The following is a 12,834-nucleotide window of genomic DNA, read 5'->3' as shown; positions in this document are numbered from 1 at the left end:
GTAAATAATAAATTCAAGGATAAAAGATATAAGCGGTAAAGATGGGCAGGACCTTAGTAAGTACATTGATATAGAAATACCTATAACGATAAAAAGTAGTAGCCGTGTTATAAGCCACCATACAATGGCTACTACCTTTTATCATAGAAATGTCTAATAATTAAAAAGGAGAATAAGCATGGAATTTAATATGCTAAAGGGTAAATTTACAGTAGAACAAGTTAAACAGATAAATCCACTAGTGCTTGCATTAGTTGGAGATGCAGTTTATGAGGTATTTATTAGAACCTATCTTGTGGAAAAAAATAGAAATATGAATGTTCATAAAATTCATATTAAAACAGTTGAACATGTAAAAGCACATGCACAAAGTGAGTATATGAAATTCTTTATAGAAAATTTAAATGAAGAAGAGCTCAGTATATTTAAAAGAGCTAGAAACTCTAAAAGTGGCACAACACCTAAAAATGGAGATTTAAATGAATATAAATGGGCTACGGGGTTTGAAGCTTTAGTGGGATTTCTATATTTAAGTGAAAAGAATGAAAGACTAAACTATATTTTCGAGAAGATTATAAACCACGATTTGGGGGCTGAGTAATTGTGCTTAAGGTTAAATTAATTGAACATACGCCTAATCCAGAAAAAATTATAGCAGCGGCAGCTAAACTTTGTTATAGTCAAGTTGGGGTTGATGAAATACTAGAAGATTTGAATGAACAAAAAACACAAAAGTTGTTAGATATGTTAATGACTTATGGCCATCATTCGCCAATAGAACATGTGAGCTTTACTTTTGCAATTGAGGGCATATCTAGAAGTTTGACCCATCAATTAGTGAGACATAGGGTGGCATCATATTCTCAACAGAGTCAGAGATATGTAAAGCTTGAACAATTTGAATATATAATTCCTCCCAATATTGAAAAAGATGAAGAAGCAAAAATAATATTCATAGAATCTATGAAGCGCATTCAAGAGGAGTATAATCAGTTAGTAGAGATATTGTGTAGAAATGAATTGGCTAATCTTTTAAAAGAATATTTAAAGGATGAAAAATTAATAAATACTGAAGAAATTGAGAAAAAACAATATACAATTATTAAGGGCAAAGCTGAGAAAAAGGCTATCGAAGATGCGAGATATGTATTTCCAAATGCTTGTGAAACTAAAATGATAGTTACTATGAATGCTAGAGAATTAATTCATTTCTTTAATCAGAGATGTTGTACTAGAGCTCAATGGGAAATACGTCAAATGGCAAAAACAATGCTGATGCAAGCGAGGATTGTAGCACCTGTACTTTTTAAATATGCAGGGCCAAGTTGTGTTAGTGGACCATGCCCTGAAGGCGGTATGAGTTGTGGAAAAATGATGGAAATAAGAAAAGAATATGAAGTTAAATAGATAAAGAGAGAGGTATTTGAAATGAGCGATAATAAAAAATATCAAGGAAATAGTGGATTTGGAAGTAGTAGGGAAGAGAAAACTGGAACAGGGTCTAAAAGGGTTAGGACGAGCGAAAAAGGTGCGAAAGAAAGTAGAGGGTTTTCAAGTAGTAAATATGATAAAGGTGGAGCGTCTTCCAGAAGATTTAGAGGTGACGAGCAGGGTACAAAAGAAAGTAGAGAAGATAAAGGCAGAGTAGGTAATAAAAGAAACAAACAAAGTGAAGAGAATGCACCAGAAAACAAAAAATTTGCTAGGGAAAGAACTGAAATAAGCCCTAAGAATAGCAATGTTAATAAAGAAGTTGAGACTAAAATCATTAGAGAGGATTTAGTTGAAGGAAGAAATACAGTTATAGAAGCGCTAAAATCAGATAGAACCATAGAGTACATTCTTATTGCCAAAGGTGATATGGTAGGATCTATAAGCGTGGTACTAGCATTAGCCAAAGAAAAAGGAATTGTTACGAAAGAAGTAGATAGAAGAAAACTAGATGAAATATCACAAACTTCATCACATCAAGGAGTTATTGCTATAGTAACACCTTACAAATATTTTCAATTAAATGACATATTTGAATATGCGCGAGAAAGAGGAGAAAAGCCTTTTATAATTATACTAGATGAAATTGAAGATCCACATAACTTTGGGTCTATCATAAGAACTGCAGAGGTATGCGGAGCTCACGGAATAATTATACCTAAGAGAAAAAATGTGGGAGTTACACCAACAGTGTATAAAACATCAGCTGGTGCAATTGAACATATGAAAATAGTAAAAGTAACTAATATAAATGCAACTATTGAAGAAATAAAAGGGCTCGGAGTATGGGTTTATGGTGCGGATATGGATGCCGAAAATTATGTTTTTAATACTGATTTAACTGGTGCGGTAGCCCTTGTTATTGGAAGTGAGGGTAGAGGCATTTCTAAACTTACAAAAGAAAAATGTGATGTTCTAGTAAAAATACCCATGGCAGGGAAAATAACATCTTTAAATGCATCGGTTGCAGGTGGTATAATAATGTATGAAATTATGAAGCAAAAGATTAAATGAGGTAAAAAGTGAAAACAGTTTTTGTTGATGGGTATAATGTTATAAATAGCTGGCCAAATCTTAAAAAGATTAAAGATTTTAGTTACGAATCTTCACGCCTGCAGCTTATTGACACTCTTCAAAATCACTCGGGATTTAAAGGGTATAAAATATTTATAGTTTTTGATGCACAAATGGTTAAAGGTAGCCTTCAAAAAAAAGAAAGACAAGGAAATTTAGTTGTGATTTTTACAAAAGAGGGCGAAACGGCAGATGATTATATTGAGAGAATGGTCAATAATATAGGACGAAAATCCGAAGTCTGCGTTGTCACGTCAGACTCGCTAGAGCAGCAAGTTACCTTTCAAAGAGGGGCCACTCGAATGTCTTCCATTGAATTTTATCACGAAGTAATTAGTACACAAAAAGAGATTCAAATAAATATCGAAAAAAGGCATTTAGGAAAAAGAAATTGGTTAGAAGAGAGAATAGATGAAAAAACATTAAAAAAACTTGAAAAAATACGCAGGAGCCATTGAATTTTCTTGACTATAGAAATTGCACTAAGGTATAATCATCTATATGACACATGTTTGGTGTGGAGGGGATATTTGTTGGAAAAAATCATTAGAGCTAGTATGGATACTTCATGCTTTGAAGAAAGATTGGATGAAGAAGTAGTCATTGAAGCACAAAATGGAAATGTTAGAGCACAAGAATATTTAATTAATAAATACAGGAATTTTATTAAAGCCAAGGCTAAGTCGTATTTTTTGATTGGGGCTGATAAAGAAGATATTTATCAAGAAGGAATGATAGGTCTCTATAAGGCCATTAGAGATTTTAAGGCAGATAGATTATCTTCTTTTAGGGCTTTCGCAGAAATTTGTGTTACAAGACAGATAATTACAGCAATAAAAACAGCTACTCGCCAAAAACACATTCCCCTTAATACATATATATCTTTAAATAAGCCAATATATGACGAGGAATCAGACAGAACATTATTGGATGTGTTATCAGGTGCTAAAATTACTGATCCCGAAGAGCTAGTTATAAGCCGTGAAGAAGTAATAAGCATTCAAAATGAAATTGGGGAAGTTCTTTCAGAACTAGAGATGGAAGTGTTGATGTCATACTTAGATGGTAAATCTTATCAAGAGATTGCTTGTGATTTAGATAGGCATGCAAAGTCTATTGATAATGCGCTACAAAGAGTAAAAAGAAAATTAGAAAAATGTCTAAGCAAAAGGTGAAAATACATTGACAAAAAAATAAACAGTAGTATAATCAATAATTGGTGTATAGCTTTAAGTTGTACGTCGGCGGGAGTAGCTCAGTGGTAGAGCACCAGCTTCCCAAGCTGGGTGTCGCGGGTTCGATACCCGTTTCCCGCTCCAAAATTTAATGCCCATATAGCTCAGTCGGCAGAGCGTCACCTTGGTAAGGTGGAGGTCACCGGTTCAATTCCGGTTATGGGCTCCATAACTATTAAATCCGTACAATACACTAGGATGAGTTTACTTGCACAAAAGTGTAATTATTTATATTGAGGAGGAATACAAAATGGCAAAGGCAAAGTTTGAAAGAAGCAAACCACACGTAAACATTGGAACAATAGGGCACGTAGATCACGGCAAGACAACATTAACAGCTGCAATAACAGCAGTACTCGCAACTAAAGGTTTAGCAGAAGTATCTAGGTTTGACCAAATTGACAAAGCACCTGAGGAAAGAGAAAGAGGAATTACAATAAATACATCACATGTTGAGTATGAAACAGATAATAGACATTATGCACATGTTGATTGCCCAGGACATGCAGATTATGTAAAGAACATGATCACAGGCGCAGCACAAATGGATGGAGCAATTCTAGTTGTTAGTGCAGCAGATGGCCCAATGCCTCAAACAAGAGAGCATATACTATTAGCAAGCAGAGTTGGAGTAGGATATATAGTAGTATTCTTAAACAAAGCAGATATGGTAGATGATCCAGAATTATTAGAACTTGTTGAAATGGAAGTAAGAGAATTATTAAGTGAGTATGACTTCCCTGGTGACGACATTCCAGTAGTAACAGGATCAGCATTAAAAGCATTAGAAAATCCAACTGATGAAGAAGCATCAAAATGCATAGCTGAATTAATGGAAGCAGTAGATAGCTACATTCCAACACCAACGAGAGCAACAGATAAAGCATTCTTAATGCCAGTAGAAGATGTATTCACAATCACAGGTAGAGGAACAGTTGCTACAGGAAGAGTTGAAGCTGGGATACTTAAGGTTGGAGAAGAAGTAGAAATCGTAGGACTTAGCGAAGATAAAAGAAAAGTTGTATGTACAGGAGTTGAAATGTTCAGAAAACTTTTAGATCAAGCAATGGCCGGAGACAACATCGGAGCATTACTAAGAGGAGTACAAAGAACAGATATTCAAAGAGGTCAAGTACTTTCTAAGCCAGGTTCAATACATCCACATGATAAATTTGTAGGTCAAGTATATGTACTTAAAAAAGAAGAAGGCGGAAGACATACTCCATTCTTCGACGGATATAGACCACAATTTTATTTCAGAACAACTGATGTAACTGGATCAATAAAATTACCAGACGGAATGGAAATGGTAATGCCAGGAGATCACATAGACATGAATGTTGAACTAATCACTCAAGTAGCAATGGATGAGGGATTAAGATTCGCAATCAGAGAAGGTGGAAGAACAGTAGGTTCAGGAGTTGTTACTTCAATAGTTAAATAATACAAACAAAAAAATGCATTATGAATTAGAAGAAAGAAAATTGTTTAATAAAAAAACACCTTGAACTAATTCATTGACATATGTATTAAATTGTGATAACTTATTTAAGTATAACAAAAATGCTAAAGATAGCTTAGCGCTTAATAAGTATGAGCTTTCTTAAATAGATGGAAAACCGGGAGGTGTAGATTGTGAGAGTAAAAGTAACTTTAGCTTGTACTGATTGCAAACAGAGAAATTACAATACAATGAAAAACAAAAAAAATAACCCAGACAGAATAGAAATGAAGAAATACTGTAAGTTCTGCCACAAACATACACTTCATAAAGAAACAAAATAATACAGCATTAAACACAAAACAGTAGGGATGTGAATAAAATGGCTGTTACTGGGAATGTTAAAGTAAAGGAAAAATCAAACCAAAAAGGTATAGTGAAGTTTTTCAATGAACTTAAGGCAGAGGCGAAAAGAATAACTTGGCCTTCAAAACAAGATGTTAAAAAGGCAACTTTTGCAGTGACAAGTTTTTGTTTTATTTTTGTGATTTTAATAGGTTTGTTGGATTATGGTTTTAAGAACCTCTATAAACTAATCTTTAAATAAGGTAAAGGAAGGAGGTAGGGGGACGGAATACTCCACCCCTTGAGCTATGGCAGATAAAGCTAAATGGTATGTTGTACATACATATTCTGGTTATGAAAATAAAGTTAAAGTCAACCTAGAAAAAGCGATCGAAAATAGAAATCTTGAAGAATATGTACATGACATTCAAGTACCTATGGAAGAAGTAGTTGAAGTAAAGGATGGAAAAAAGAAAATAACTTTAAAAAAGGTGTTTCCAGGTTATGTTATGGTTAAAATGCTTATGACAGATGAATCTTGGTATATAGTTAGAAATACCAGAGGTGTAACTGGGTTCGTAGGACCGGGTTCTAAACCGGTAGCTCTTACTGAAGATGAAGTTAGAACTATGGGTATAGCAGAAAAAACTATAGTTGTTGACTACGAAATAGGTGAGAATATTCAGGTGACATTTGGACCATTAGAAGGATTTGTTGCTTTAATACAAGAAATTCATTTGGAAAAGCAAAAAATTAAAGCACTTATAAATATGTTTGGCAGGGAAACTCCTGTTGAACTAGAATTCAATCAAATACAAAAACTAGACTAGATACTTAATAAAACGAAAGTTTTAGTAAGTGGGAGGATTTTTAATCCGTTTACCACAATATAGGAGGTATAAATTCATGGCTAAGAAAATAACAGGGATGATAAAACTTCAACTTCCTGCAGGAAAAGCTACCCCGGCACCACCAGTTGGACCAGCACTTGGACAACACGGAGTTAATATCATGGGATTCTGTAAAGAATTCAACGCGAAAACTTCGGATCAAGCAGGTATGATAATACCAGTAGTAATAACAGTATATCAAGATAGATCTTTTAGTTTCATACTGAAAACTCCACCAGCAGCAATATTGTTAAAGAAAGCAGTTGGATTAGAAAGCGGTTCTGGTGTTCCAAACAAAACCAAAATTGCTACAGTTTCTAAAGCTAAAGTAAGAGAAATAGCAGAACTTAAGATGCCAGATTTAAATGCAGCATCAATTGAATCTGCAATGAGTATGATAGCTGGAACAGCAAGAAGTATGGGAATAGTTGTAGAAGAATAATTTTAAATTAATTACGTGGGAGGTAAAAACCGTTATTACCACGAAGGAGGATACTATTATGGGAAAAAATTACATAGAAAGCGCTAAGCTTATAGATAAAAATGCTCTATATACACCAACAGAAGCTATGGAACTTGTGGTGAAAACATCTAAAGCTAAGTTCGATGAAACTATAGAACTCGCTGTAAGCCTTGGTGTTGATCCAAGACATGCAGACCAACAAGTTAGAGGTGCAGTAGTACTTCCTCATGGAACAGGTAAAACAGTTAAAGTTTTAGTTTTTGCTAAAGGCGAGAAAGCTAAAGAAGCGGAACTTGCAGGAGCAGACTTCGTTGGAACTGATGAATTAGTTGAAAAAATACAAAAAGAAAATTGGTTTGAATTTGATATAGTTGTTGCTACTCCAGATATGATGGGTGTTGTTGGTAAATTAGGTAGAGTACTTGGACCTAAGGGATTAATGCCAAATCCAAAGTCAGGAACAGTTACATTTGATGTTGCTAGAGCAATAAATGAAATAAAAGCTGGTAAAGTTGAGTATAGAGTTGATAAAACTTCTATAATTCATGTACCGCTTGGAAAAAAATCTTTTGGTGCTGACAAATTAGTTGCAAACTTTCATGCTTTAATGGAAGCAGTAGTTAAAGCTAAACCATCAGCAGCTAAAGGACAATACTTAAAATCAGTATCAGTTTCAAGCACTATGGGACCTGGAATAAAAGTCAATCAAGCTAAAGTATTAGACTAGTATTGACAAATAGGGTTAAACATGATACAATTTCCAGAGTGAAATAAATGATATTCCGTAGATAGTAGGTGCGAAAGCGTAAAAGACAACATGCCTACCGAGGATTCCTATAAGTATACTTGTATACATATATTAGGTCTCTTCGTGTCTACGGAGAGATTTTAATTTTTTATAAAGCAGTTAAAAACTGTTAGGAGGTGGATATATAGTGTTAAGCAATAATAGACAAGTAAAAGAAGCAAAAGTAGCAGAAATAAAAGAAAAATTAGCAAAAGCTCAAGGTGTAGTATTTAGTCAATATCAAGGTCTAAATGTAGAAGAAGATACGCAACTAAGAAAAAACCTTAGAGAAGTTGGGGTAGAATATAAAGTTTATAAAAACACTTTAGTTATTCTAGCGGCTAGGGAATTAGGAATTGAAGGTATAGAAACTCACCTACAAGGATCTATTTCAATGGCATTTGGATATGAAGATGCAACTGTTGCAGCTAGAGTTTTAAATGAATTTGCAAAAACTCATAAAAAATTAGAGCTTAAAGCAGGCATAATTCAAGGTAAAATATTCGATGGTGCCGAGGTTAATGCTCTTGCATCAATACCACCAAGAAATGTTCTTATTGCAAAATTACTTGGAAGCTTCAAAGCTCCATTATCAAATCTTGCATACCTATTGAATTCAGTTAAAGAGCAAAAGGAATCAGCTCAATAATATTTCAAATATTAAGCTGAACTACATAGCGATTTTTAATTGATTCAAATCATGCCTTTTTTAAAAGGTAAGTACAAAACAATATTTATATGAAAAAAATTCGGAGGTGCATTTATAATGACAAGAGAAGAAATTATTCAAGCTATAAAAGATATGAGTGTTTTAGAATTAAATGAATTAGTAAAAGAGTGTGAAACAGAATTTGGAGTGAGTGCTTCTGCACCAGTTGCAGTTGCAGGAGTTGCTACAGCAGCTGTTGAAGAAAAAACTGAATTTGACGTAATTTTAACTAGTGCAGGCGCTAGCAAAATTAAAGTTATTAAAGTTGTTAGAGAAATAACTGGATTAGGATTAAAAGAAGCTAAAGATATAGTTGATGGAGCACCTAAGGCAATTAAAGAAGCTATAAGCAAAGAAGATGCAGAAGCATTAAAAGCTAAAATAGAAGAAGTTGGCGGCGCAGCAGAAATAAAATAATTTTATCATAAACAGGGTACTTTTAGATAAGAGTGCCCTTTTTTAAAATGTTATGTTGACATAGAATTATACTTATGATAATATAGCGTAATGCATTAAAGCTAGTAGTTTAACGTTAAAAAAAGAAATTACTGGTTAATGTGAATTGAATTAACAAAAATGGTTATAATAACATAATAAATATGTGAATCCAAAAGCATAAGGTCCTAGGGGAAAGTGTGTTTTTGGTTATTTTAGTTTATACAAGGGGTGAAAGCTGATGGTACATCCTGTCCAATTAGGTAAAAGAACAAGAATGAGTTTTTCAAAAATAGGTGAAGTAACTGATATGCCAAATTTAATTGAGATACAGTTAGACTCTTATAATTGGTTTTTAAAAGAAGGACTTCAAGAGGTTTTTGACGATATAAATCCTATTCAAGACTATACTGGGAATCTTGTTCTAGAGTTTGTAGGATACAAACTTGATACAGATAACATTAAGTATACTGAAGAACAATGTAAGGAAAGAGATACAACTTACGCAGCACCGTTAAAAGTTAAGGTTAGATTGCGTAATAATGAAACAGGTGAAATTAAGGAACAAGAAGTCTTTATGGGAGACTTCCCACTGATGACACCACAAGGAACATTTGTTATAAATGGAGCAGAAAGAGTTATAGTAAGTCAATTGGTTAGATCACCAGGGGTTTATTACAATTATTCTGTTGATAAAACTGGAAAAAAACTTTACTCTGCAACGGTAATCCCAAACAGAGGAGCATGGCTCGAGTATGAAACAGATTCTAATGAAATTGTATATATTAGAATTGACAAGACAAGAAAACTGCCTATAAGTATTTTGGCCAGAGCTATGATGGATAATGGTAGCGATTTAGACTTACATCAATTATTAGGTGAAGAAGAAAGACTAAAAGCTACAATAGAAAAAGATAATACTAAAACAAGAGAAGAAGCTTTGATAGAAATATATAAGAGATTAAGGCCAGGCGAACCACCTACAGTGGATAGTGCGGTATCTCTTATTGATTCACTATTCTTTGATGCTAAGAGATATGATTTATCAAGAGTTGGTAGATATAAATTTAATAAGAAGTTATCAATTAATCACAGAATTGCAAACAAAATTGCTGCTGAAAATATTGTTAACCCTACAACTGGCGAAGTTATAGTTGAAAAAGGTCAAAAGATAGATAGAGAAGTTGCTCTAGAAATTCAAAACTTAGGAATTAATGTAGTAGATCTTCAAGTAGAGGATAAGGTGTTAAGAGTTATAGGAAATCACTTTGTTAACATTAATAAAGTAGTTAACTTTGATATTTCTGATCTTAATATTAGGGAAATGGTCCATTATCCAACATTAAAAGAGATATTGGATAATTTTAGTGATGAAGAATCAATTAAAGAACAAATAAAAGCTAATAAAACTAGATTAATACCTAAACATATAATTAAAGATGATATGTATGCTACAGTGAGCTACGAGTTAGGACTAACTTACGATATCGGTTATATTGATGATATTGATCATTTAGGAAACAGAAGAATTAGATCTGTAGGTGAACTTTTACAAAATCAATTTAGAATTGGTTTATCTAGAATGGAAAGAGTTGTCAAAGAAAGAATGACAATCCAAGACCAAGAAGGAATAACGCCTCAGGCGCTTATAAACATAAGGCCTGTAGCCGCAGCTATAAAAGAATTCTTTGGAAGTTCACAACTTTCTCAGTTTATGGACCAAACAAATCCATTATCAGAACTTACAAATAAAAGAAGATTATCTGCACTAGGACCAGGCGGTCTCTCTAGGGAGAGAGCTGGGTTTGAGGTTAGAGATGTTCATTACTCGCATTATGGCAGAATGTGCCCTATAGAAACTCCAGAAGGACCCAATATAGGACTTATTAATTCACTTGCGAGTTACGCTAAAGTTAACGAATATGGGTTTATTGAAACACCATATAGGATTGTAGATAAGAAAACATCAGTAGTTACAAACGAAATTGTGTATATGACTGCGGATGAAGAAGATGCATATCTAGTAGCACAGGCAAGTGAACCAATTAGCGAAGATGGTACTTTTGTAGATGAAAAAGTAACTGTAAGAGCTAAAGAAGAAGTAATGGTTGTTCCAAAAGAAGAAGTAGATCTTATGGATATATCGCCAAGACAGATAGTTTCTGTTGCTACAGCAATGATTCCATTCCTTGAAAATGATGATGCTAGTCGTGCGCTAATGGGTTCCAACATGCAACGTCAAGCAGTACCACTACTTAAATCACAATCGCCAATTGTAGCTACTGGAATAGAATATAGAGCTGCAGTAGATTCTGGTGTACTTCCGAAAGCTAAAAACGCCGGCACAGTTGAGTATGTAAGTGCTAACGAAATTAAGGTAAGAAGAGATTCAGATAGTGGATTAGATGTTTATAAAATTCTAAAGTTTAAAAGATCTAATCAGGGTACGTGTATAAATCAAAAACCTATAGTTAATAAAGGCGAAAAAGTTGAAGTAAATACTGTTTTAGCAGATGGACCTTCAACTGACCTTGGAGAAATAGCATTAGGTAAGAACATCCGTATTGGGTTTGTAACTTGGGAAGGTTATAACTATGAGGATGCGATGTTAATATCTGAAGAACTTGTTCGTGATGATATATTTACATCGGTGCACATTGAAGAATATGAATCAGATGCAAGAGATACAAAGCTTGGACCAGAAGAAATAACTAGGGATATTCCTAATGTTGGCGAAGATGCACTTAAAGATATAGATGAGGGCGGAATAATAAGAATAGGTGCTGAGATAAGATCTGGAGATATTCTAGTTGGAAAAGTAACTCCAAAGGGAGAAACAGAACTTACCGCAGAGGAAAGATTATTAAGGGCAATATTTGGAGAAAAGGCAAGAGAAGTAAGAGATACATCACTTAGAGTGCCACATGGCGAAGCTGGAATAATAGTTGACGTTAAAGTGTTCACTAGAGAAAATGGTGATGAACTTCCACCAGGTGTAAATGAACTAGTTAGATGTTATATAGCTCAAAAGAGAAAGATATCTGTAGGCGATAAGATGGCAGGAAGACATGGTAATAAAGGGGTTATATCTAGAGTATTACCAGTAGAAGATATGCCGTTTTTACCTGATGGAAGGCCACTTCAAATATGCTTAAATCCACTAGGTGTTCCTTCTCGTATGAATATAGGCCAGGTATTAGAGGTCCACTTAGGATGGGCAGCTAGTGAATTAGGTTGGCATATTGCAACGCCAGTATTTGATGGTGCGCTTGAAGAAGAAATTGAAGCGTGCTTGGAAAAAGCAGGATATAATACAGATGGAAAAACTGATTTATATGATGGAAGAACAGGAGAAGCATTTGACAACAGAGTTACTGTTGGATATATGTATATCTTAAAGTTACATCATTTAGTAGATGACAAAATACATGCTAGATCTACAGGTCCATATTCTCTCGTAACTCAGCAACCATTAGGTGGTAAAGCACAGTTTGGTGGCCAAAGGTTTGGAGAAATGGAAGTTTGGGCATTAGAAGCTTATGGTTCAGCTCATACATTACAAGAGATTTTAACAGTTAAATCCGATGACGTTGTAGGAAGAGTTAAAACATATGAAGCAATAGTAAAAGGCGAGAATATTCCAGAACCTGGTGTGCCTGAATCCTTTAAAGTTCTTATAAAGGAATTACAAGCGTTGTGTTTAAATGTTAAAGTTCTTACTGATGAATTAGAAGAAATTAAACTGAAGGAATCAGTTGATGATGAAATGGAAGAATTAAATTTAAATGTTAACATAGAAGGATCAGAAGATATAATTCCTGAAGCACCAACGGAAGAGTACATTGAGCTTATCGATGAAGATGAAGAACTGGACATTGATATAAATTATGATGAAATACCGGCAGAAGAATTTGGTGAAGACTTAGAATTAAATGATTTTAATGATGAACATTAATATGAAGGG

14 protein-coding genes, 2 tRNA genes and 1 other annotated feature are annotated in these 12,834 nt (G+C 34.0%); all 16 genes read left to right on the top strand.

Annotated features, from left to right (window positions below; all coding sequences use genetic code 11):
- Positions 1-178: 178 nt before the first annotated feature.
- The 16 genes from ACWJKS_RS17300 to rpoB all read left to right on the top strand — a co-directional run bounded on the left by ACWJKS_RS17300 (position 179) and on the right by rpoB (position 12,825).
- Positions 179-601, top strand: coding sequence for a Mini-ribonuclease 3 (locus ACWJKS_RS17300; protein WP_216302356.1), 423 nt, complete (start codon positions 179-181; stop codon positions 599-601).
- Entirely contained in the window at positions 601-1,407 is an 807-nt protein-coding gene (gene thyX / locus ACWJKS_RS17295) for an FAD-dependent thymidylate synthase (protein WP_462961094.1), read from the top strand. Before ACWJKS_RS17300 ends, thyX begins: the two co-directional genes overlap by 1 nt.
- 312 nt (positions 1,408-1,719) lie before the next feature.
- The gene (gene rlmB / locus ACWJKS_RS17290; protein ID WP_462961093.1) at positions 1,720-2,505 is read left to right on the top strand and encodes a 23S rRNA (guanosine(2251)-2'-O)-methyltransferase RlmB; all 786 of its coding nucleotides are present in this window, start codon (positions 1,720-1,722) and stop codon (positions 2,503-2,505) included.
- 8 nt (positions 2,506-2,513) lie between these two features.
- Positions 2,514-3,023, top strand: a complete 510-nt coding sequence (locus ACWJKS_RS17285) for an NYN domain-containing protein (protein ID WP_462960092.1) — start codon at positions 2,514-2,516, stop codon at positions 3,021-3,023.
- 99 nt (positions 3,024-3,122) lie between these two features.
- Entirely contained in the window at positions 3,123-3,740 is a 618-nt protein-coding gene (gene sigH / locus ACWJKS_RS17280; protein WP_165414377.1) for an RNA polymerase sporulation sigma factor SigH, read from the top strand.
- Between the two features lie 69 nt (positions 3,741-3,809).
- Positions 3,810-3,884, top strand: a tRNA-Gly gene (locus ACWJKS_RS17275).
- Positions 3,885-3,893: 9 nt separating this feature from the next.
- A tRNA-Thr gene (locus ACWJKS_RS17270) sits at positions 3,894-3,969 on the top strand.
- 81 nt (positions 3,970-4,050) lie between these two features.
- Positions 4,051-5,244, top strand: a complete 1,194-nt coding sequence (tuf, locus tag ACWJKS_RS17265; RefSeq protein WP_216302359.1) for an elongation factor Tu — start codon at positions 4,051-4,053, stop codon at positions 5,242-5,244.
- A 191-nt stretch (positions 5,245-5,435) separates the two neighbouring features.
- The gene (gene rpmG, locus ACWJKS_RS17260; protein WP_125002828.1) at positions 5,436-5,585 is read left to right on the top strand and encodes a 50S ribosomal protein L33; all 150 of its coding nucleotides are present in this window, start codon (positions 5,436-5,438) and stop codon (positions 5,583-5,585) included.
- Between the two features lie 38 nt (positions 5,586-5,623).
- The gene (gene secE, locus ACWJKS_RS17255; RefSeq protein WP_165414399.1) at positions 5,624-5,848 is read left to right on the top strand and encodes a preprotein translocase subunit SecE; all 225 of its coding nucleotides are present in this window, start codon (positions 5,624-5,626) and stop codon (positions 5,846-5,848) included.
- Positions 5,849-5,894: 46 nt separating this feature from the next.
- Positions 5,895-6,416: a transcription termination/antitermination protein NusG gene (gene nusG / locus ACWJKS_RS17250; protein WP_216302360.1), complete on the top strand. Its 522-nt coding sequence runs from the start codon at positions 5,895-5,897 to the stop codon at positions 6,414-6,416.
- A gap of 76 nt (positions 6,417-6,492) precedes the next feature.
- Positions 6,493-6,918, top strand: a complete 426-nt coding sequence (rplK, locus tag ACWJKS_RS17245) for a 50S ribosomal protein L11 (RefSeq protein WP_071614644.1) — start codon at positions 6,493-6,495, stop codon at positions 6,916-6,918.
- Between the two features lie 58 nt (positions 6,919-6,976).
- Positions 6,977-7,666, top strand: coding sequence for a 50S ribosomal protein L1 (gene rplA, locus ACWJKS_RS17240; protein WP_216302361.1), 690 nt, complete (start codon positions 6,977-6,979; stop codon positions 7,664-7,666).
- A gap of 37 nt (positions 7,667-7,703) precedes the next feature.
- Positions 7,704-7,840, top strand: a sequence feature (ribosomal protein L10 leader region).
- A 34-nt stretch (positions 7,841-7,874) separates the two neighbouring features.
- Positions 7,875-8,375, top strand: a complete 501-nt coding sequence (rplJ, locus tag ACWJKS_RS17235) for a 50S ribosomal protein L10 (RefSeq protein WP_165414402.1) — start codon at positions 7,875-7,877, stop codon at positions 8,373-8,375.
- A 117-nt stretch (positions 8,376-8,492) separates the two neighbouring features.
- Positions 8,493-8,852 carry a 50S ribosomal protein L7/L12 gene (gene rplL, locus ACWJKS_RS17230; RefSeq protein ID WP_165414403.1) on the top strand — a complete coding sequence of 120 codons (360 nt, stop codon included), beginning with the start codon at positions 8,493-8,495 and terminating at the stop codon, positions 8,850-8,852.
- Between the two features lie 259 nt (positions 8,853-9,111).
- Positions 9,112-12,825, top strand: coding sequence for a DNA-directed RNA polymerase subunit beta (rpoB, locus tag ACWJKS_RS17225; RefSeq protein ID WP_165414404.1), 3,714 nt, complete (start codon positions 9,112-9,114; stop codon positions 12,823-12,825).
- Positions 12,826-12,834 lie beyond the last annotated feature (9 nt).

Source organism: Clostridium sp. CM038 (genome assembly GCF_055081105.1).
The sequence above is the reverse complement of the archived record's forward strand: the minus strand, read 5'-3'. Positions and strand labels throughout refer to the sequence as shown.

Bases quoted from the DNA above. Each gene is read 5' to 3' on its own strand.
- ACWJKS_RS17300 (WP_216302356.1), top strand. From the start codon at position 179: ATGGAATTTAATATGCTAAAGGGTAAATTTACAGTAGAACAAGTTAAA.
- sigH (WP_165414377.1), top strand. From the start codon at position 3,123: ATGGATACTTCATGCTTTGAAGAAAGATTGGATGAAGAAGTAGTCATT.
- tuf (WP_216302359.1), top strand. From the start codon at position 4,051: ATGGCAAAGGCAAAGTTTGAAAGAAGCAAACCACACGTAAACATTGGA.
- secE (WP_165414399.1), top strand. From the start codon at position 5,624: ATGGCTGTTACTGGGAATGTTAAAGTAAAGGAAAAATCAAACCAAAAA.
- nusG (WP_216302360.1), top strand. From the start codon at position 5,895: ATGGCAGATAAAGCTAAATGGTATGTTGTACATACATATTCTGGTTAT.
- rplK (WP_071614644.1), top strand. From the start codon at position 6,493: ATGGCTAAGAAAATAACAGGGATGATAAAACTTCAACTTCCTGCAGGA.
- rplA (WP_216302361.1), top strand. From the start codon at position 6,977: ATGGGAAAAAATTACATAGAAAGCGCTAAGCTTATAGATAAAAATGCT.
- rplL (WP_165414403.1), top strand. From the start codon at position 8,493: ATGACAAGAGAAGAAATTATTCAAGCTATAAAAGATATGAGTGTTTTA.
- rpoB (WP_165414404.1), top strand. From the start codon at position 9,112: ATGGTACATCCTGTCCAATTAGGTAAAAGAACAAGAATGAGTTTTTCA.